At 71.8% G+C, this 18080-nt stretch carries 22 protein-coding genes; 6 read left to right on the top strand and 16 right to left on the bottom strand.

From position 1 onward, the window contains the following. Positions 1–52: 52 nt before the first annotated feature. The gene (locus BLS95_RS15340; RefSeq protein ID WP_090931647.1) at positions 53–790 is read right to left on the bottom strand and encodes an SDR family NAD(P)-dependent oxidoreductase; all 738 of its coding nucleotides are present in this window, start codon (positions 788–790) and stop codon (positions 53–55) included. 136 nt (positions 791–926) lie between these two features. Between BLS95_RS15340 and BLS95_RS15345 the strand changes: the two genes are divergently transcribed. Beyond that, positions 927–1574 carry a TetR/AcrR family transcriptional regulator gene (locus BLS95_RS15345; protein WP_090931648.1) on the top strand — a complete coding sequence of 216 codons (648 nt, stop codon included), beginning with the start codon at positions 927–929 and terminating at the stop codon, positions 1572–1574. A gap of 54 nt (positions 1575–1628) precedes the next feature. Further along, on the top strand, positions 1629–2036 hold the full coding sequence (locus tag BLS95_RS15350; protein WP_090932042.1) for a PPOX class F420-dependent oxidoreductase: 408 nt from the start codon (positions 1629–1631) through the stop codon (positions 2034–2036). A 28-nt stretch (positions 2037–2064) separates the two neighbouring features. Here the strand turns inward: BLS95_RS15350 and BLS95_RS15355 are convergent, their stop codons facing one another. The 4 genes from BLS95_RS15355 to BLS95_RS15370 all read right to left on the bottom strand — a co-directional run bounded on the left by BLS95_RS15355 (position 2065) and on the right by BLS95_RS15370 (position 6266). Beyond that, positions 2065–3279 (bottom strand): endonuclease/exonuclease/phosphatase family protein, encoded by a 1215-nt coding sequence (locus BLS95_RS15355; protein ID WP_342742711.1) that lies wholly within the window; start codon positions 3277–3279, stop codon positions 2065–2067. Then, entirely contained in the window at positions 3206–4240 is a 1035-nt protein-coding gene (locus tag BLS95_RS15360; protein WP_090931650.1) for a TerC family protein, read from the bottom strand. The genes BLS95_RS15355 and BLS95_RS15360 overlap by 74 nt, the downstream gene beginning before the upstream one ends. Positions 4241–4479: 239 nt before the next feature. Further along, positions 4480–5142, bottom strand: coding sequence for a response regulator (locus BLS95_RS15365; RefSeq protein ID WP_090931651.1), 663 nt, complete (start codon positions 5140–5142; stop codon positions 4480–4482). Next, positions 5139–6266, bottom strand: a complete 1128-nt coding sequence (locus BLS95_RS15370) for a sensor histidine kinase (RefSeq protein ID WP_090931652.1) — start codon at positions 6264–6266, stop codon at positions 5139–5141. The genes BLS95_RS15365 and BLS95_RS15370 overlap by 4 nt, the downstream gene beginning before the upstream one ends. 125 nt (positions 6267–6391) lie before the next feature. On the opposite strand from BLS95_RS15370, the gene BLS95_RS57875 reads away from it, so the two are divergent. Further along, positions 6392–6502 carry a DUF6223 family protein gene (locus BLS95_RS57875; RefSeq protein ID WP_281250004.1) on the top strand — a complete coding sequence of 37 codons (111 nt, stop codon included), beginning with the start codon at positions 6392–6394 and terminating at the stop codon, positions 6500–6502. 81 nt (positions 6503–6583) lie between these two features. Next, positions 6584–6904, top strand: a complete 321-nt coding sequence (locus BLS95_RS15380) for an Rv3488 family transcriptional regulator (RefSeq protein WP_090931653.1) — start codon at positions 6584–6586, stop codon at positions 6902–6904. A gap of 141 nt (positions 6905–7045) precedes the next feature. Here the strand turns inward: BLS95_RS15380 and BLS95_RS15385 are convergent, their stop codons facing one another. From BLS95_RS15385 to BLS95_RS56830, 8 genes are all read right to left on the bottom strand, one after another. After that, positions 7046–8311 (bottom strand): APC family permease, encoded by a 1266-nt coding sequence (locus tag BLS95_RS15385; protein WP_090931654.1) that lies wholly within the window; start codon positions 8309–8311, stop codon positions 7046–7048. 246 nt (positions 8312–8557) lie between these two features. Continuing rightward, positions 8558–8956: a VOC family protein gene (locus BLS95_RS15390; RefSeq protein ID WP_090931655.1), complete on the bottom strand. Its 399-nt coding sequence runs from the start codon at positions 8954–8956 to the stop codon at positions 8558–8560. After that, the gene (locus BLS95_RS15395; protein WP_090932043.1) at positions 8953–9738 is read right to left on the bottom strand and encodes a metalloregulator ArsR/SmtB family transcription factor; all 786 of its coding nucleotides are present in this window, start codon (positions 9736–9738) and stop codon (positions 8953–8955) included. Before BLS95_RS15395 ends, BLS95_RS15390 begins: the two co-directional genes overlap by 4 nt. Positions 9739–9831: 93 nt before the next feature. After that, positions 9832–10203, bottom strand: a complete 372-nt coding sequence (locus BLS95_RS15400) for a DoxX family protein (RefSeq protein ID WP_090931656.1) — start codon at positions 10201–10203, stop codon at positions 9832–9834. Position 10204: 1 nt separating this feature from the next. Next, the gene (locus BLS95_RS15405; protein ID WP_090931657.1) at positions 10205–10648 is read right to left on the bottom strand and encodes an ester cyclase; all 444 of its coding nucleotides are present in this window, start codon (positions 10646–10648) and stop codon (positions 10205–10207) included. Between the two features lie 112 nt (positions 10649–10760). Continuing rightward, on the bottom strand, positions 10761–11918 hold the full coding sequence (locus BLS95_RS15410; protein ID WP_176993203.1) for an RNA polymerase sigma factor: 1158 nt from the start codon (positions 11916–11918) through the stop codon (positions 10761–10763). Between the two features lie 2 nt (positions 11919–11920). Next, entirely contained in the window at positions 11921–12259 is a 339-nt protein-coding gene (locus BLS95_RS15415; protein WP_090931658.1) for a YciI family protein, read from the bottom strand. Positions 12260–12406: 147 nt separating this feature from the next. Beyond that, positions 12407–13267, bottom strand: coding sequence for a helix-turn-helix domain-containing protein (locus BLS95_RS56830; protein WP_281249997.1), 861 nt, complete (start codon positions 13265–13267; stop codon positions 12407–12409). Between the two features lie 313 nt (positions 13268–13580). On the opposite strand from BLS95_RS56830, the gene BLS95_RS15425 reads away from it, so the two are divergent. Then, entirely contained in the window at positions 13581–13943 is a 363-nt protein-coding gene (locus BLS95_RS15425; protein WP_090931659.1) for a metalloregulator ArsR/SmtB family transcription factor, read from the top strand. Beyond that, a complete protein-coding gene (locus BLS95_RS15430; protein WP_090931660.1) occupies positions 13940–14440 on the top strand; it encodes an SRPBCC family protein in 501 nt (166 codons plus the stop codon). Before BLS95_RS15425 ends, BLS95_RS15430 begins: the two co-directional genes overlap by 4 nt. 55 nt (positions 14441–14495) lie before the next feature. On the opposite strand, the gene BLS95_RS15435 is transcribed toward BLS95_RS15430, so the two are convergent. The 3 genes from BLS95_RS15435 to BLS95_RS15445 are packed head-to-tail and all read right to left on the bottom strand — an operon-like array spanning position 14496 to position 18059. Then, positions 14496–15407 carry a succinylglutamate desuccinylase/aspartoacylase family protein gene (locus BLS95_RS15435; protein WP_090931661.1) on the bottom strand — a complete coding sequence of 304 codons (912 nt, stop codon included), beginning with the start codon at positions 15405–15407 and terminating at the stop codon, positions 14496–14498. Continuing rightward, positions 15404–16261 carry an alpha/beta fold hydrolase gene (locus BLS95_RS15440; protein ID WP_090932048.1) on the bottom strand — a complete coding sequence of 286 codons (858 nt, stop codon included), beginning with the start codon at positions 16259–16261 and terminating at the stop codon, positions 15404–15406. The genes BLS95_RS15435 and BLS95_RS15440 overlap by 4 nt, the downstream gene beginning before the upstream one ends. A 22-nt stretch (positions 16262–16283) precedes the next feature. Then, positions 16284–18059 carry a DUF885 domain-containing protein gene (locus tag BLS95_RS15445; protein ID WP_176993204.1) on the bottom strand — a complete coding sequence of 592 codons (1776 nt, stop codon included), beginning with the start codon at positions 18057–18059 and terminating at the stop codon, positions 16284–16286. Positions 18060–18080: the final 21 nt, after the last annotated feature.

Below are 18080 nucleotides of genomic sequence, written 5' to 3' on the forward strand. Positions count from 1 at the left end.
CCTGGGCGACTGCGGGTCCGACCCGCGCGTTTGGATGGGGGGTGTGGGTGGGTTAGGGGGTTTGGTCGGTGGGGCGGATGAGGATTTCGTTGACCGCGACGTGCTGGGGCTGGGTCACCGCGTACACGACGGCGTTGGCGATGTCCTCGGGCTGCAACGTGCGCATGGAGGCGGCCATCTCCTGTGCGGCGGCCCGGGTCGGGGGGTCCGTGATGTGGTCGGCCAGTTCGGTGGCGACGAAGCCGGGCTCGATGACCACGACGCGTACGCCCTGGGCGGTGACCTCCTGCCGCAGCGACTCGGAGAAGGCGGTCACGCCGAACTTCGTCGCCGCGTAGACGCCGCCGTAGGCCGAGGCGAACCGGCCCGAGGTCGAGGAGACCTGGAGGACGGTGCCCTTGCGCTCCAGCAGGTACGGCAGTGCCGCGTGGACCGTGTACATCGAGCCGAGCAGGTTGGTCTCGACCATGCGCGTCCATTCCGTGGTGTCCGCGCCCGCGATCGGGCCGGTGAGCATCACGCCGGCGTTGTTCACCAGGATGTCCAGGGCGCCGAAGCGCTCGACGGTCTTCGCCACCGCGGCCCGGACCGAGTCCTGGTCGGTCACGTCCAGGTCGAGGGCCAGCAGTTCGCCGGGCGCCTTGTGCACCAGGGACTCCAACCGGTCGACTCGCCGGGCCCCGGCCGCGACCAGGGCTCCCTCCGCCGAGAGGGCCAGCGCGGTGGCCTCGCCGATGCCCGACGACGCTCCGGTGACGAGGACGACCTTTCCCTCCAACGTGTTGCCCATCTGACTTTTCCCTTCGTACCGCTCACAACTTCCGGCCCGCACAGCTAAGCGGACCAGCTGGTCACCTTCAGCATAAACCCGAAACGGACCGGTCGGTCACGTTGGGGAGTAGACTGATGGCCGGAAGGGAGACGGCATGACTGGAGCGACGTCCGGCGCCCCGTCGCGCAGTGACGCGGTGCGCAACCGCCGGCTGTTGCTGGACGCCGCGGCCAAGACGTTCGCCGAACGCGGGGTCGAGGTTTCCATCGCGGAGATCGCGCAATGTGCCGGGGTGGGAAAGGGCACGGTCTTCCGCCACTTCTCCTCAAAGGAGGAGCTGCTGGCGGCCATCATGCTCGGCATGCTCGACGAGCTCATGGACACCGCCACCGAGCTGCTCACGGCTGACGATCCCGGCCTGGCGCTGCGCGAGTTCATGGCCGCCGGCGTGCAGCTCCTCGTCAGGGATCGGGCGTTCTGCGAGGTCGTCGGGCGCCCGTCCCTGCAGAACCCGCAGGTGCGTGCCGCGATCGACCGCCTTTGCGACGCTGGGGAAGCGCTCACCGCCCGCGCCCGCGAGCGGGGCGTCGTCCGCCCGGATCTCACCGGCACCGATGTCGTCCTGCTGCTGGCGGGCATCCAGCACACGGCGGCGCCGCTGCTGAGCACCGAGCCGCAGGCGTGGCGCCGCTACCTGGAGCTGGCCCTTGACGGCATCACCGCGCGCACCGGGCGGGAGCTTCCCCATCCGCCGCCACGCCGTCTGCCGCTGGCCTCCCCGCACCCCGACAGCGGATGCTGATTTCGTGCCGGGAGCGCTGGGCGGGTGGTGGGTGGGCACTCTATGCTGCCGATCATGAGCGCCATCCTCAGCGACTCCGCCCGGAAGATCCTCAACGCTCCCAACATCGGCGTCCTCGCCACCCTCAACCCCGACGGCAGTCCGCAGACCTCGGTCGTCTGGGTCGGCATCGACGGCGATGACGTGGTCATCTCCTCCCAGGCCGGCCGGCGCAAGGTCCTGAACCTGGAACGGGACCCGCGGGCCAGCCTCAGCGTGTTCGACCTCTCCGACCCCGAGCAGTACGTCGAGGTCCGAGGGGTGGCGACGGTCACCGAGGACGCGGGGAGGCGGCTGGCGGTGCTGCTGGCAGAAAAGTACGACGGAGAGGGAGCCGGCGAGGAGTACCTCCGGCTCCCCCCGAGCGCGGTACGGGTCGTGATCCGGATCTCCCCGCAGCGGGTGGTGGGCAACGCGGCGTGACCTCACCACCCGCAATACGGGCGAAGGGTCAGGACACCGTGAAGACCCTGGAATCGGCCACCGACACCAGCCCGTCGTCCGGCAGCAGGCGCACCACGTACCTGCCGGGCGGCAGCGGCCAGGAGTCCGCCGCGCCGATCGAGCGCGGCCCGATCGTGCCGTGGCCCTCGATCCGCGAGCCGGTGTAGGTGTAGACGAGGTAGCCGGAGGTGGGCTCGCACCCGTCCTTCGGGCAGGCGAAGACCGAGATCCAGTCCAGTCCCATGCCGGGGGCGTTCGACCAGGAGACGTCGATCGGCTCGCCCACCCGGTACCGGTTCCTGCCCACCGACACCCGGGCCGGCTCGCCCTTGGGATAGAGCCACACCGGGGCCTTCGACAGCGTCCTGCCACCGGAGGTGGAGAGGACGACGTCGTACGCGCCCTCGCGCATCCCCTTCGTCGGCAACGTGACCGTGCCGTCCACGGCCTTGCCCGTCGGCTGCTCCGCCACGGTCCGGCCCCGCCGGTCCAGCAGCGCCACGCGCTCACCCCGCTCGCCGGAGCCGTGGAAGGTGACCGGGAGCGCCCTGCCGACCGTGACCGCGCGGGTGGCGGGGGCGGCCAGGACCGGCGGCACCGCCGGTTCGACGTCCAGCGTGGACACCACTCCCCGGTGGTCGGTCGGGTAGGGGGACAAACCCACCCCGACGTTCGCGCCGCCGGTCTCGCCGACGACGGTGCTGTCGATCGTGCGGGAGGGCCCGGCACGCAGCACCCAGTCGATCCGGTCGTACACCTCGTGCGCGTCGGTCTCCGGGCCGCCCGGCGTCCAGGTGAAGCCGGCGACGGCGACCGGGTCGGAGTGCGCCTCGCGGTAGGTGTCGTGCAGCCCGGCCTTCGCCAGTGCGGCGCTGACCGGCCAGTTCACCGCGAAGGGCACGTCCTCCCGCGCGTCCGCGACGGCCCGGGTCCAGTCGAGGTGCGACGGGCTGTTGAAGTCGCCGGTCAGTACGACCGGGATGCCCTCGCGGGCGAGCTCGGGCAGCACGTCGATCTGGTCCCGCACGGCGGGAAGCCGCCGTCTCCCCCTCCCTCTGTACGTCAAGCGAATCGATCCTGAACCGCAAGGACCGCAAGGGCTCGCCGCCGGGCGCGCAGCGGCCACGGCGGCGAGCCTGCCCCCACGGTCAGTTGCGCGCCGGGTCGGCGGGCTCGGTTTCGGGCTCGGGCTCGGGCGGCTGGACGCCCTGGCGCTCGTCACGCCTGGACTTGAGCAGGCTGAGCACTGTCGTGATGCCGAGCACGGTCACGATGACGCCCAGCGAGACCCAGTTGTTGATCTCGGGGACCCAGGTGACGTGCTCGCCGCCGTTGATGAACGGCAGTTCGTTCTCGTGCAGGGCGTGCAGGACGAGTTTCACGCCGATGAAGCCGAGGATGACCGCCAGGCCGTAGGCGAGGTAGACGAGTTTCTCCACCAGCCCGCCGAGCAGGAAGTACAGCTGTCTCAGCCCCATCAGCGCGAACGCGTTGGCCGCGAAGACCAGGTAGGCGTCCTGGGTGATGCCGAAGATGGCGGGGATCGAGTCGACCGCGAAGACCAGGTCCGCGCCGCCGATGGCGATCATGACGATGAACATCGGGGTCAGCCAGCGGCGGCCGTCCCGCTTGATGGTCAGCCGCGAGCCGTGGTACTCGTCGGTGACCGGGAACAGCTTGCGCACCAGCCGTACGACGCCGCCGTTGGGGTCGTACTCCTCTTCCTCTTTGTTGTTGAACGCGAACTTCCACGCGGTGTAGATGAGGATGCCGCCGAAGAGCCAGAAGATCCAACTGAAACGTTGTACGGCCTGCGCGCCCACGCCGATGAAGATGCCCCGCATGACCAGCGCCATCATGATCCCGATGAGGAGCACGCGGTGCTGGTGGATGGCGGGCACGGCGAAGCTCCCCATGATCATCATGAAGATGAACAGGTTGTCGACGCTCAGCGAGTACTCGGTGATGTAGCCGGTCAGGTACGAGGCCGCCTGTTCGTCGCCACCGAAGATCCACACTCCTGCGCCGAAAACGACGGCACAGCCGATGTAGAAGGCGATCCAGCGCGTCGCCTCGGAGATTGTGACCTTGTGGGGCCGCCGGTTGACGATGATCAGGTCGACCAGGATGAGTCCGAGTAACGTGGCGATGGTGGCCACCCACAGCCAGGCGGGCACGGACATAGGTGGGGGCATAAGCGCTCCTCCGACTTGGCGTTGACACGTCCGTCGGAGGTCTTCTCCGCCCGCATCGTCGCGGACCGACCGCGCCGGGCCCCGAAGGCGGGTCCGTGATGACGACGCGGCCGCGAAGGAGTACTCCCCTCCACTTTGCTGCGATTTTACATACGGAATGCAGTATCCGAAATACCCTCATACCGATGTACGGCTCGCGGCACACCCGATGCTATTAGGCGCATACATCAGATGTTTCGCGGGGACACCAGGCCCGACTCGTAGGCGAGGACCACGAGCTGGGCGCGATCCCGCGCGCGGAGCTTGGCCATGGCCCGGTTGACGTGGGTCTTCGCGGTCACCGCGCTGATCCCCATGCGGCCGGCGATCTCGTCGTTGGACAGGCCCTGCGCGACCAGGGCGACGGCCTCGCGTTCGCGGTTGGTCAGCTCCTCCAGCCCCGCGCCGGTACCGGTGCGGAGCGGCTGGGCGACGTACCGGTTGATCAGTTTGCGGGTGATGGACGGGGCGAGCAGGGCGTCGCCACGCGCGGCGACGCGTACGGCGTGCAGGAAGTCCTCCGGCACGATGTCCTTGACGAGGAACCCGGCCGCCCCGGCGCGCAGCGCGTCGAAGACGTACTCGTCCAGGCCGTAGTTGGTCAGGATGACGACGTGCACCCCGGCCAGGGCCGGGTCCGCCGCGATGCGCCGGGTCGCCTCGATGCCGTCGACGACCGGCATCTGGATGTCGATGAGCGCGACGTCGGGCAGGTGCTTCTTGACCAGGGCGAGGCCCTCCTGTCCGTCGGCGGCCTCGGCCACCACCTCGATGTCGTCCTCAAGGTCGAGCAGCGCGCGGAACCCGCTGCGGAGGAGCGGCTGGTCATCGATCAGCAGGACCCGGATCATGGCGTCCGGTCCACCGGCAGCTCGGCCTGGACGGTGAAGCCGCCCTCGCCACGCGGCGCCGCGCGCAGGCGTCCACCGAGGGCGGTGACCCGTTCGCGCATGCCGAGCAGCCCGACGCCGGGCACCGGGGTGCTGTCCGGGGTGGCCGTGCCGTCGTCGTCGATGCGGATCGCCAGCGCGTCCGGAAGATAGTCGATCCGGACCGAGGCCGTCGCCGCGGCGGCGTGCCGGGTGATGTTGGTGAGGGACTCCTGGACGATCCGATAGACGGTCCGGTCCACCGCCGTCGGAACGTCGTGCCGCCGGCCCTCGATCGTCAGCGTCGCGTCCAGGCCGGTCGTCCTGGCCCGCTCCACCAGCTCCGCGACGTGGTCGAGCCCGCGCGGCGGGGTCGTGTCGTCGTCGCGTAGCGCCTCCAGGGTCGCGCGCAGCTCCCTGGCCGCCTCGCGCCCGGCCTCCTGGATCGCGAGCAGAGTCTCCGGCACGTGCTCGCCGCGTCTCCTGGCCACGTGCACGGCGACCTCGGCCTGCACCTTGATGATCGAGATCTGGTGGGTGAGCGAATCGTGCAGCTCACGCGCGATGTGCAGCCGCTCCTCGTCGGCGCGGCGCCGCGCGGTCTCCTCCCGGGTGCGTTCGGCCTCGTCCGCCCGCCGCTCGGCCTGCCGCAGCGCTTCGCCGGCGGCCCCGGCGGCGATCAGCCAGGCCAGTTCGAGGGCACCGCGGGCCTGCGCGAACGCCTCGCCCGTGTCGTGCAGGCCCGACGCCATTGCCGCCAGGGGCAGCACGGCCAGCATGATCACGCTCGCCACCACCGTGACGGTACGGTGTCCCGCCCGTACGGCCGCGTACACCGCGAACAGGTACGCCACCGCCGGCACGTCGAACCCGGCCGCCTGGTAACCGGCCGCGCAGACCCCGGTGACGGCCAGCACGAGAACCGGCGCCCGGCGGCGCGCGACCAGCGCCAGTCCGCCGGCCGTCAGCAGCGCGTGGCCGACCAGGTCGAGATAGGTGCCGGCGTGCTGCCCGGACAGCCCGGTGACCAGCAGCGCCGCCGCCACGCCCACGGCGATCACCCAGTCCGTGACGCCTGCCGGGACGCCGAACCGTCCTGTGCTCATGGGCGCACCATAACCGGATGTACGCGCGGGCGAATCGTGCGCGCGGATGACCAGCCGACTACCGCACCCGCAGTACCCCCGCGACCACCCCGGCGACCGCGCAGGACCCCGTCAGTGCCTACGCCCTGACCACCGGGCGCCTCTGGTCCGTGGTGGCCGCGCTGCTGGGGCTGGCCGGCGTGGTGACCGGCGGGCTCGCCCTGGCCCGCTCCCGCCGCTCCCACCGCGTCGGCTGACTCGGGACGGCTCGACCTCGGGGGCCGATATCGGTTTCGTCATATGCTGGAGGGCGTGCCGAGTCGGGACGGTGGGCGAGGATGAGGGAGTTCCAGCGCGGGGCGGTGCGGCTGCACATCCTGCACCACGCTGCCGAGCAGGACGTTCACGGGGCGTGGATGACCGAGGAGCTCAAACGGCACGGTTATGCGATCAGCCCCGGCACGCTCTATCCGACGTTGCACCGGCTGGAGGCCGACGGGCTGCTGTCCTCGCGGCAGGAGGTCGTGGAGGGCCGGGTGCGGCGGATCTACCGGGCCACCGAGGCGGGCGTGGCGGCGTTGGCGGAGGACCGCAGGGCGCTGCTGGAGCTGGCGCGCGAGGTGCTGCCCGAGGCCGACCGGCCGCCGGGGACGGCTTGAGCCTCCACGTGCTGCCGCCCACCCGTCTAGGGCATCACGATGAGCGGGTAATGATTCTCCGGCGCAGGCCGTCACGGTGAGCGGGTGGTGATCGCGGCGCAGGCCGTCACGGTGAGCGGGTGGTGATCGCGGCGCAGGCCGTCACGGTGAGCGGGTGGTGATCGCCCGGCGCAGGCCGTACGCGGCGACGCCGGCGGCCAGCACCGCCGCCCCGGCGATCACCGAGGACAGCGGCAGCGAGAAGGCGAGGACCAGGCACCCGGCCAGCCCGACGACGGGGATCAGCCGGGCCGGGCGGCCCTCCTCCGGAGTGAGGGTCCAGGCGCTCGCGTTGGCGATGGCGTAGTAGACCAGCACGCCGAACGAGGAGAAGCCGATCGCGCCGCGCAGGTCCGCCGTGCCGGCCAGGATCGCCACGATCGCGCCGATGACCAGCTCCGCGCGGTGCGGGACCTTGAAGCGGGGGTGGACGGCGGCCAGCACGTGCGGCAGGTGCCGGTCGCGGGCCATGGCCAGCGTGGTACGGGAGACGCCCAGGATCAGCGCCAGCAGCGAGCCGATCGCGGCCACCGCGGCGCCCGCGCCGACCAGCGGCACCAGGGCGGGCAACCCGGCGGCGCGAACGGCCTCGGCCAGCGGGGCGCCCGCCCGGCCCAGGCCCACGCTGCCCAGCACGGCCAGCGCCGCCACCGCGACCACCGCGTAGACCACCAGGGTCAGGCCGAGCGCGAGCGGGATCGCCCGGGGGATGACGCGGGCCGGGTCGCGGACCTCCTCCCCCAGCGTGGCGATGCGGGCATAACCGGCGAAGGCGAAGAACAGCAGACCCGCCGCCTGGAGTACCCCGGTGACGGTGGCGTCGGAGGTGACGTCCAGTCGGGCGGCGTCCGCGGTGCCGGTGGTGAGGCAGACCACCGCCACCGCGGCCAGTACGGCCACCACCACGGCGACGATCCCCCTGGTCAGCCAGACCGTCTTGTGCATCCCGGCGTAGTTGACCGCGGTGAGCGCCACCACGGCGGCCACGGCGACCGCGTGTGCCTGCTCCGGCCACAGGTAGGAGCCCACGGTCAGGGCCATCGCCGCGCACGAGGCGGTCTTGCCGACCACGAACGCCCACCCGGCCAGGTAGCCCCAGAACTCACCCAGGCGCTCCCGCCCGTACACGTAGGTGCCGCCGGAGGCGGGGTAGCGGGCGGCCAGCCGGGCCGAGGACGTCGCGTTGCAGTAGGCGACCACCGCGGCCAGCGCCAGCCCGAGCAGCAGCCCCGAGCCGGCCGCGCGTGACGCCGGCGCGAAGGCGGCGAAGACGCCGGCGCCGATCATCGAGCCCAGCCCGATGACGACCGCGTCGGTCAGGCCCAGGCGGCGTTCCAGCAGCCCTGGACCCGTGGGCGTGCCCGCCACGTGCGACCTCCTGTCGAAACGGATCCCGATATCGGAACACGATACTGCGTGGCAGGTAAATGGAGACCGCCCGGGGCCGGAACTCTCAGTGACGCCCGGCCGCCCTGGGGTCGGGGGCGGAACTCTCAGTGGCGTTCGGCCATGCCAGGGAGGGGCCGGAGCTCTCAGCGGCGCAGCGCCGTGCCGGGGACGGGGCCGGGGCCGGACTCTCAGTGGTGCCCGGTCGCGCCGGGGACAGGACCGGACTCAGCGGCGCTGCGCTGTGCCGGGGGCGGGCTGGAACAGTTCGATCAGGTTGCCGGCGGGGTCCGTCAGCAGGATCTGGCGTCCGCCGGGCCCGGTGACCAGGTCGCTGCTGAACGGCAGGCCGGCGGCGCGTAGCCGGGCGACCTCGGCGTCCAGGTCCGCGACGATCAGGTGGATGCGGTTGCGGCCCGCGCCGGCGGCCTCGTGCGGGGTGGCGCGGGCGCCGGAGCTGGTGGGGCCGGACAGCAGCAGGCGCAGCGGCCCGCGCACCACGTCGGCGAAGGCGGGCGCGGCGCTGAAGTTGACGGTGAAGCCGAGGTGTGTGGTGTAGAAGTCGACGGCCGCTTGAACGTCGTCGACGATGTAACGGACGCTGGCGACCTGGTCGGTTGCTGTCATGGCCGGACCTCCCGGGGCGGGACGGGGACGAGGACGGGGAACAGGACGGGTTGCAGATGCCGGATGCGGGTGTCGATCTCCGCGGCGGTGCGGTCGAACACGGGGTAGCCGCCCTCGCCGGCATCGGCGATGGCGGCCGGGTCGGGGATGCTCCAGTGCACGCGTCGCGGGTGGCCGTCGAAGTCGGGGCAGACCTCACGGACCTTGTCGCACAGGCTGATCACGTAGTCGAAGCGGCGGCCGATCAGCGTGTCCAGGTGCCGGGGGCGCCACCCGGCGAGGTCGATGCCGTATCGCCGGCGCAGCACCTGTGCGGCGTGAGGGTGCAGGCGGGCCCTGGGATGGCTGCCGGCGCTGGTCACCTCGGCGTGACCGCCGACGCGATGGCGCAGCAGAGCCTCGGCGATGGGTGAGCGGGCGCTGTTACCGGTGCACATGAACAGCACGGAGGGCGCCGCGGAGGTCACCGGCTCCCCGGGGGGCACGCGGAGCGCCGGATGCAGGGCGGCACCGGCGTCGGCCAGTGCGTGCGCGCAGCGCTCCAGGTCCAGGTGGTAGTAGCTGTCGCGGCCGTCGAAGCTGCTGCGGCGGGCGCTGACCAGCCCCGCCGAGCGCAGCAGCCGCAGGTGGTAGGAGACCAGGTTTTGCGGCTCGCCGACCAGGGTGACGAGCTCCCGCACGCGCAGGTCGCCGCGCGCCAGCTCGCTCAGCAGCCGCCAGCGCACCGGGTGGGCGGCCAGGCGGACGAACGGCGGTGGAGCGGATTCGCCGGACGGTGCCATGATCGACACAATACATCAAACTGGTTTGATGCAATAGCCGTCACCGCGCCTCAACGGCCGGCCCGGTCACCCCGGGGCCGGCCAAGGAGGCGGTTACCAGCCGTAGGGACCGAAGCGGCCCCAGGCCACGAACACCGCGATGACGAACAAAACCGCGTTGACCACCACTCCGGAGGGCTCCTTGCGGCGGATGTGCGTCCCGGCCGCCAGCACCATGAGGACCGCCAGCCCGGTCGCGGCCGCCGGTGTCAGGACGGCGGCGATCCCGGTCGCGGCCGGTACGACCAGCCCGATCGCGCCGAGCACCTCCATCACGCCGATGAACCGCACGGTGGCCTGGGAGTGGTCCTCCACCCACGGATACCTGCCGGCCAGCCGGTCCTTCGGCTGCAGGACCTTCACCAGGCCGGACAGGCCGAACAACAGAGCGAGGATCGCCTGCACGATCCACAGGAAGACGTTCATCTCAGAGGGTGCCCTCGGGGATCAGGCCGAGCTGCCGCAGCTGCGCGTGAACGTCGACGACCCCCCAGATCTCGGCCACCCGGCCCTCGGCCACGCGGACGATGAAAATCTCGTCGTACGCGACGGACCTGCCGGTCGGCGCGAGGCCCCTGAACTCGCCCTGGTGGGTCCCGGTGACCCGGTTCCGGTAGACGACCTTGTCCCCCTCGGTGATCACGTCCTCGACCGCCACGTGGATGTCGGGGAACGCGCGCAGGAGCACCCTCCACACCTGCTTGAGCGCCTCGGTCCCCGCCGTTTCCATCGGCACGGGCGCGTGGAACACCAGGTCAGGCGCGATGACCTCGTCGATCGTCTTGGCGATGAGCTCCGCGTCGCCGCTGTTGACGGCCTCGTGGAGGCGCAGGAACGTCTCGTGGACCCCGGTGGACTGGACTGCCGACATGTGACTTCTCCTCGGATCGGGATGATCGTGCGTGGCGACCCCACGTCCGGTTGTCGCTCACATGCAGGCGACGAACGAGCATCCGCCCGGGGGACGGGCCGGGCCGGGGAAATCAGAGCCCTTCGAGCCGCCGGGCCAGGAACCGCCGCTCGGGGGTCGTGGTGGCCAGTTCGAGCGCCCGGCGGTAGGCGTCCCGGGCCTCGGCGTCCCGGCCCAGCCGGCGCAGCAGCTCGCCGCGGGTCGAGTGGAAGTAGAGGTAGCCGTCCAGGTCGAGGCGGTCGACGGCGCGCAACGCCGCGGCCGGGTCGCCGGCCTGGGCCAGCGCCACCGCGCGGTTGAGCTCGACCACCGGCGAGCCGGTCAGCTCGACCAGCCGCCGGTACAGCTCCGCGACCTGCGGCCAGTCGATCCGCTCGCGCGTCTGCAGCGACGCGATCGCGGCCTGGACGACGTAGGCGCCGCGCCCGCCCAGCGCCAGCGCTCGATCCAGCACCGCCCGCCCCTCCGCGAGCTGGCCCACGTCCCACAACGACCGGTCCTGGTCCTCCAGCAGCACGAGGTCCTCCCCGGAGAACCGGGCCCGCCGCCGGGCGTGGTGGATCATCATCAGCGCCAGCAGCCCGTACGCCTCCGGCTCCGCCGGCATGAGCGCGGCGAGCAGCCGCCCCAGGCGGATGGCCTCGGCACCGAGGTCGACCCGGCCCCGGTAGCCCTCGTTGTAGATCAGGTAGATCACGGCCAGCACCGCGTCGAGACGATCGGGCAGCAGCCGGGCGCCGGGAACCGCGAACGGGATCCCGGCCAGCTTGATCTTGGCCTTCGCGCGGGTCAGGCGCCGCTTCATGGTCTCCTCGGAGACCAGGAACGCCCGGGCGATCTCGGCGGTCTCCAGCCCCCCGACGGCCCGCAGCGTGAGCGCCACCTGCCCCTCCAGCGCCAGCGCCGGATGGCAGCAGGTGAAGATCAGTTCCAGCCGTTCGTCCTTGATCACGGTGTCGTCGAACTCGTCCATGATGACCTCCGGCACCGGCAGCAGGTGGATCTTCTCGGCCAGGGTGCGCTCCCGGCGGAGCCGGTCGATGGCCCGGTTGCGGGCCGTCGTCACCAGCCACGCGCCCGGGTTGTCCGGCACGCCCGAGGCGGGCCAGTGCCGCGCCGCGATCGCGAACGCCTCCTGCGCGGCCTCCTCGGCCAGGTCGAAGTCACGCAGGAACCCGACCAGCGAGGCCACCACCCGGCCCCACTCGTCCCTGAAGACCTCCTCCAGCACGCTCAGCGCCGCACCACCGGCCTGACCTCCACCGTGCCGCCGAGCCGGGCGGCCGGGACGCGCGCGGCCAGCTCGATCGCCTCGTCCAGATCGGCCGCCTCGATCAGGCAGAGGCCGCCGAGCACCTCCTTGGTGTCCGCGAACGGGCCGTCGGTCATCAGCGTCCGGCCGCCGGACACCCGCACGGTGGTCGCCGTCTCGGTGGGCTGCAACTGCCCGCCGGCGACGTACCGCTCGTCGTCGGTGAAGGCGAGGAACTCGGCCAGCGCCGCCTCGCGTTCGGCCTCCGGCAGCGAGTCCGCGTAGCCGGGCGGGGTGTAGATCAGCAAGGCGTACTGCATCGCGAACCTCCAGGGCAGTGGGCTCTCACCTGCGCGACGAACGAGCGACCCAGCAGGGGACAACTCCGGGACCTCATTTTCCGGACAGCCGAGACGTTAGTCGCCGTCCCGGCTCCGGCGCGCACCGAGCCCCCTGGCCCGCGCGGTTCACGTGCAGACGGGGAGCTTCGGGTTGTCGTGGGTGCGTACGGCGGGCAGCCACCCGTAGCCGCCCGGCACGTCGTCGAGCAGCACCCGGAACCAGCGGGTCGTGCCCACCCCGGTCTCGTCCTCGACGCGGTCGCCGTCGTACAGGACGCAGTCGGTCCGCAGCACGTCGCCGTGCCAGACGCGGTGTGCCACCACGTTGCCCGCGGCGTACTTGAGGCGCGGATCGCGGGCCAGGCCCATGCTGCAGGCGGGTATGCGCTCGGCACGGGTCCGGCAACCCTGCTCGACGTTGTAGACCCGTACGGTGGACACGGGCAGGGCGCCCGGACTGCTTTCCGAGATCGTCGGGGCATTGTCCCCGGAGGCCGTGTTGAACACGACGAAGGCGGCGACACCCGCGACGACCAGGACGGTGGCGGCCACGGCGGCCACCGGGACGCGCCGGCCACCCGCCCGGAGCGGCCACCCGCGCCGGCCCGCGACCCCGTCGGGAAGCCCCTTCCCCGTCCTGCCGTCCGCGGGCCGCATCGGCTCCCCGCCCGCGGCCGGATCGGTCTCGGGCCCGGCGGCCTCGGGCGACCCGCTGTCGGCCTCGTCCCAGGGGGCGGCCTGGTCGGACCGCGCGGAGTCTGCCAGCGCCCACAGCCGGTGCAAGTCACGCAGTTCGTCGCTGGTGGCGCCGCACGCCTTGGCGAAAGCGTGCACCGGCCCGTAGGCCGTCGGCACCTTGGCCCCCGAACAGTAGCGGTGCAGGCTCGATCGGCTGACGCCGGTCTGCCTGGACAGCTCTTCGAAACTCGCCCCCGCGCGTTCTTTGAGCATCCGTAACCGTGCGGCGAATCGCTGAGCGTCAGTCATCTGCGTCAAGACCCGGATCGCCTTTCAGCCGTGAGCTGCGCGCCGTCCCACGCATCCCACCGACGTCCCAGCAGCTCAGCCGAACGCGCAGCTCGCAATGGAGAGTGTCGTCCCAGCATCCCATCTCGAGCCGATTCCTTGCCAGCGATCAGGGCGTCTTGCCATGGTCGTCCCGTTCATGCCGGCACCGCCACGGGGGCAGGTGCCGGCAGGCCCGCGCCGCGGCCGCACCCGCCGGCGAAGGGTCCGCCATGAGATCCGCCGAGTGATCGCCGCCTCGACAAAAGCGTAACCAGTGGGTTACGCTTTTCGGGTGGATGAGGTGGCAGGGGCGATCGCGGACCCGGTGCGCCGGGAGATCCTGGTCATGCTGCGCGGCGGCAGGCTCGCGGCAGGGCAGATCGCCGGGCACTTCCAGATCAGCAGGCCGGCCGTGAGCCGCCACCTGCGCGTGCTCCGGCAGAGCGGGCTGGTGCGTGACGAGCTCGTCGGCAGGCAGCGGCTCTACGAGCTCGACCCCGGGCCGTTCACCGAGCTCGTCGCCTGGCTCGCCCAGTTCGCCCGGCCCGCCGGCTGGGAGCACCGCCTCGACGCGCTGGAGACAGAGGTTTACCGGACCCGCCGCGAACGTCGCGCCCAGGGGTCGGCCGATCAAGCAGAGGAGAGCACCGCATGAACCGTCTGCCCACCGGTGAGCTGTTCCGTACCGACGCAGGAAGCGATCTCGTGCTGACCCGATCGTTCCGCGCGCCGGTCGAGGACGTGTGGGCCAGCGTCACCGAGCCCGACCGCACGGCTCGCTGGTTCGGGCCGTGGGAGGGCGACGCCGCGCCAGGCCACATGATCAAGGTACGGATGCTGTTCGAGGACCAGGAGCCGTGGATCGAGATGCGCGTCGACGCGTGCGAGCCGCCCCGGCGACTGGCCCTGTCCTCGACCGACGAGTTCGGCAGCTGGCACGTCGAGCTGCTGCTGTCCGAGGCCGGCGGGGAGACCCTGCTGCGGTTCGTGCAGCACCTCGACGACGAGGACCAGATCGGCGAGGTCGGCCCCGGCTGGGATTACTACCTGGACATGCTGGTGGCCGCGCGCGACGGCTCTCCGACGCCGGACTTCGACACCTATTACCCCGCGATGAAGCCCTACTACGTGGAGCTGTCCACCCGGAAGTGACGCCACCTCCGGAAAATGCCACGGGGTCGTGCTCCGGAGCACGGCCCCATGGCGTTCAGTCGCGGGCGAGGCCGAGCAGCAGGCCGTCGGCGGAGACGGCCGGGCTGCTCGTCAGGAACAGGGGCGTGCCCGCCTCGGGCGCCCGCACCTCGGCGAACACCTCGCCCCACACGTCGGCCACGGTCCCGAGCAGCCCGCCGGCCGGCACGGACTCCCCCACCGACACCGCGGGCTCCCACCAGCCGGCCCGCTCGGTGCGCAGCCAGTGCCAGCCCTCGTGACGGCGGGCCCCGCGGAGCGGCCACGGCTCGCCGTCCAGCACGCCGATCGACCTGGCGAGGTTGGTCAGCCCGGCCAGGTGGCGGTCGATCGCCGCCCGGTCGAGCAGGCCGTTCTGGCCCGACTCGGCGATGATCGCCGGGATGCCGGCGTCGGCCGCCGCCGCGCACGTGCTGCCCGCCACGGTCCGCGCCGCCGCCGCCTGCCGGACGATGTGCCCGAGCCCGAAGGCCGTGGCGAGCTCCAGCGAGGCGGCCTCGACCGGCGACTCCTCGAAGATGGTGAACGGTTCGAGCGCCTCCGGCACGTCGCCCGCGTGCATGTCCACCAGGTAGTCGGAGCCGAGGACGAACCTCTCGAACACGTGATGGGCGAGCACCCGCGTGTAGGTGCCGGCCGGGTCGCCGGGGAAGCTGCGGTTCAGGTTCTCGCCGTCGGGCGGGACCACGAACGGCACCCTGGCCCAGAAGCCCGGCACGTTCACCACCGGGACGAGGACGATCCGCCCCTTGACGGCGCTCGCGTCGAGGCCGCGGACGAACTCGCGGACGGCGGCTATCGACGCGTACTCGGCGCCATGGACGCCGGAGAGCACGGTGAGCCGCGGCCCGTCCTCGCGGCCCTGGACGTCGAAGTAGGGGATGGCGAGGTCGAGCTGAGGGATTTCCAGAGTACGCCGGCTGATCATCGCCCCACCGCCGCGATCTCGGGCAGCGCCTCGGCCAGGAAGTCGCGCATCGTTTGCTGGAACAGCTCGGCCTCCTCGATCTGCGGCGAGTGGCCGGACTTCTCGAAGACGACCAGCTTCGCGTTCGGGATGAGCGAGGCGATCGTCTCCGACGACGACACCGGGGTCACCCAGTCGGTGCGTCCGACGGTGACCAGGGTGGGGCAGGTGACCGACGGCAGTTGCGGCTTGACGTCGTAGATCGGCGCGTTGTGCTGGAAGCACCAGTTGTGCGCCTCGTGGCGGTAGATACCGGCCTCGACCCGGGCGGCTGCGGCCACCGGGTCGTACTCGAAGTCGTACAGCGGGATCAGCTCGGCCCAGCAGGACTTCAGGTCCTCGTCGTCGCGGATGTTGCCGCTCCAGTAACGCTCGTAGTTCTCCCAGTTGATCGTCACGCGGGTCTGCTTGCGCGCGTTCTCGGTGGCGAGGGCCAGGTTGGTACGGTCCGGCGAGGTGTCGCGCAGGATCATCGCGCTCACCCGGTCGGGATACGCGATCGCGTACTCCATGGCGATGAACCCGCCGTAGGACCCCCCGGCGACCACGATCTTCTCCGCGCCGGCCCACTCGCGCAGCGCGTCGACGTCGGCGGCCCACTGGGCGTGCGAGTACGGCGGCACGCCCTCGCTCAGCCCGCAGCCGCGGGCGTCGAACACCACGACGCGGAACAGGTCGGACAGCGGCCCGAAGGTGGACCTGGGCTCGGCGAGCGAGCCGATGCCACCGCCGCCGTGATGGGCGATCAGAACCGGCGCGCCCTCCTCGCCGAGCACCTCGACATTGAGGCGCGCTCCGTTGATGTCTACGAACACGGACACTCCTTCAGCAGAAAATTCAGGCGGCCTGGCGGTCGATCCAGCCGGACACGATCTGGTCGAGCACGCCGAGCGGGACCGCGCCGTTGCCGAGCACCGTGCCGTGGAAGGCCCGGATGTCGAACCTGGCGCCGAGCCGCCGCCGGGCGAGGTCGCGCAGGCGGCGGATCTCGCGGCGGCCGATCATGTAGGCGAGCGCCTGTCCCGGCCAGGAGATGTAGCGGTCGATCTCGTTGCGGACGTTGGCGCGGGTGGTCGCGGTGTTGTCCCACATGAACCGCATGGCCTGCTCCCGCGACCAGCCGAGGTGGTGCATGCCGGTGTCGACGACGAGGCGGCAGGCCCGCAGCGCGTCGAAGGACAACATGCCGAGGCGGGACAGGTCGGAGGTGTAGAGGCCCATCTCGTCGGCCAGCCGCTCGCTGTACAGGCCCCAGCCCTCGACGTAGCCGCACACCTCCGCGTCCAGGAAGCGCCGGTACTCGGGCAGGTCCGTCAGGGTCTGCGCGGAGGCGATCTGCAGATGGTGCCCCGGCGTGCTCTCGTGGAAGGCCAGCGCCTCGTACTCGTACACGAACCGCTCCTGCGGATCGGTCGTGAGCACGCAGTGGGCGCCCGGCCGCGACCCGTCGCCGGCCGGCGGCCGGTAGTGGGCGAGCGCGGCGTTGCCCGCCTCGATCGGGTTGATCTCCTCGATGACGCAGTCGGCGATGTCGTACGCCGGGAACCACTCGCCGCGGGCCTCCTCCGCACGGCGCAGCGCCTCGGTGACCGTGTCGACGATCTGCGCGCCGTCGGTGAAGCGCAGCGAGCGGTCGTCGCGCAGCCGGGCATGGATCTCGGCCACGTCGGTCGTGCCGAGCACCCGGCCGCCCAGCTCGGACCACTCGGCCTGCAGCTCCGCCAGACAGTCGAGCCCGATCCGGTGGATCTCCTCCGGGGACAGGTCGGTGGTGGTGTGCCGCCGTACCGCGTCGCGGTAGCCCTCCTCGCCGCCCGGGACGAACCGGATGCCGACCTGGTCGTCGGGGCGGGCCACCGGCAGCAGCTCGTCGCGCAGGCCGGCCAGCAGGCGGCGCATGGCGGGCCGGACGGAGCCCTCGACGATCTCCGCCGCCCGGGCCCTGACCTGGTCGCGGTCCACGTCGTCCGGCAGCCGCGGGCTGAGCAGCGTGTCGTCCGCCAGGCTCAGCGCGAGGTGGCCGGTGAGCTGGTCGATGGCCTGGCCGACGCCCACGCGGGTGGGGATGCGGCCTTCGTCCTTGGCCGTACGGTAACGGTCGAGTACGGCGTCGAGGAACGCGGGCAGGCCGCCGAGCCGCCGGAGATACTGCTCGGCCGCCGCCGCGTCGGTGACGGACGCGGCCGGGACCGACATGAACATCATCGCCTGCGGCGCGGAGTAGCCGTCGGCCGAGGCCCCGGACTCCCACAGGCCGTGCTCCAGGTCCGACCGGGTCGCCCAGGTCAGGCGGCCGAGCACCGCGTGGTTGACCTGGTCGGCCGGGTTCAGGCCGGCCGGGTCGAGGGCCGCCAGCCCTCGCTCGATGCCGGCCAGCTCGGCGGCCACGGCCGCCGAGCCCTCGCGGCTGGGGTCGGGCACCAGGCCGTCGAAGCCGGAGACCCCGAGCAACGTGGCGCTGAACGGGTCGGCGGCATGCTTGATCTGGAAGAACTCCGCGCTCAGCCGGGCCAGCTCGGCGTTCGGCGGCACATCGGAGGTGCGGGCTTCGGAGGTTCGGACTTCGGAGGTTCGGGCTTCGGGGGTGCGGGCTTCGGGGGTGTGGTCAGCCACCACTCACTCCTGGTTGCGAAG

It is taken from the genome of Nonomuraea jiangxiensis (assembly GCF_900099965.1).
Lineage (GTDB): Bacteria > Actinomycetota > Actinomycetes > Streptosporangiales > Streptosporangiaceae > Nonomuraea > Nonomuraea jiangxiensis.

Excerpts from the sequence above, each read along its gene's own strand:
- BLS95_RS15340 (WP_090931647.1), bottom strand. The coding sequence starts at position 790 with ATGGGCAACACGTTGGAGGGAAAGGTCGTCCTCGTCACCGGAGCGTCG.
- BLS95_RS15345 (WP_090931648.1), top strand. The coding sequence starts at position 927 with ATGACTGGAGCGACGTCCGGCGCCCCGTCGCGCAGTGACGCGGTGCGC.
- BLS95_RS15350 (WP_090932042.1), top strand. The coding sequence starts at position 1,629 with ATGAGCGCCATCCTCAGCGACTCCGCCCGGAAGATCCTCAACGCTCCC.
- BLS95_RS15360 (WP_090931650.1), bottom strand. The coding sequence starts at position 4,240 with ATGTCCGTGCCCGCCTGGCTGTGGGTGGCCACCATCGCCACGTTACTC.
- BLS95_RS15365 (WP_090931651.1), bottom strand. The coding sequence starts at position 5,142 with ATGATCCGGGTCCTGCTGATCGATGACCAGCCGCTCCTCCGCAGCGGG.
- BLS95_RS15370 (WP_090931652.1), bottom strand. The coding sequence starts at position 6,266 with ATGAGCACAGGACGGTTCGGCGTCCCGGCAGGCGTCACGGACTGGGTG.
- BLS95_RS15380 (WP_090931653.1), top strand. The coding sequence starts at position 6,584 with ATGAGGGAGTTCCAGCGCGGGGCGGTGCGGCTGCACATCCTGCACCAC.
- BLS95_RS15390 (WP_090931655.1), bottom strand. The coding sequence starts at position 8,956 with ATGACAGCAACCGACCAGGTCGCCAGCGTCCGTTACATCGTCGACGAC.
- BLS95_RS15395 (WP_090932043.1), bottom strand. The coding sequence starts at position 9,738 with ATGGCACCGTCCGGCGAATCCGCTCCACCGCCGTTCGTCCGCCTGGCC.
- BLS95_RS15400 (WP_090931656.1), bottom strand. The coding sequence starts at position 10,203 with ATGAACGTCTTCCTGTGGATCGTGCAGGCGATCCTCGCTCTGTTGTTC.
- BLS95_RS15405 (WP_090931657.1), bottom strand. The coding sequence starts at position 10,648 with ATGTCGGCAGTCCAGTCCACCGGGGTCCACGAGACGTTCCTGCGCCTC.
- BLS95_RS15415 (WP_090931658.1), bottom strand. The coding sequence starts at position 12,259 with ATGCAGTACGCCTTGCTGATCTACACCCCGCCCGGCTACGCGGACTCG.
- BLS95_RS56830 (WP_281249997.1), bottom strand. The coding sequence starts at position 13,267 with ATGACTGACGCTCAGCGATTCGCCGCACGGTTACGGATGCTCAAAGAA.
- BLS95_RS15430 (WP_090931660.1), top strand. The coding sequence starts at position 13,940 with ATGAACCGTCTGCCCACCGGTGAGCTGTTCCGTACCGACGCAGGAAGC.
- BLS95_RS15435 (WP_090931661.1), bottom strand. The coding sequence starts at position 15,407 with ATGATCAGCCGGCGTACTCTGGAAATCCCTCAGCTCGACCTCGCCATC.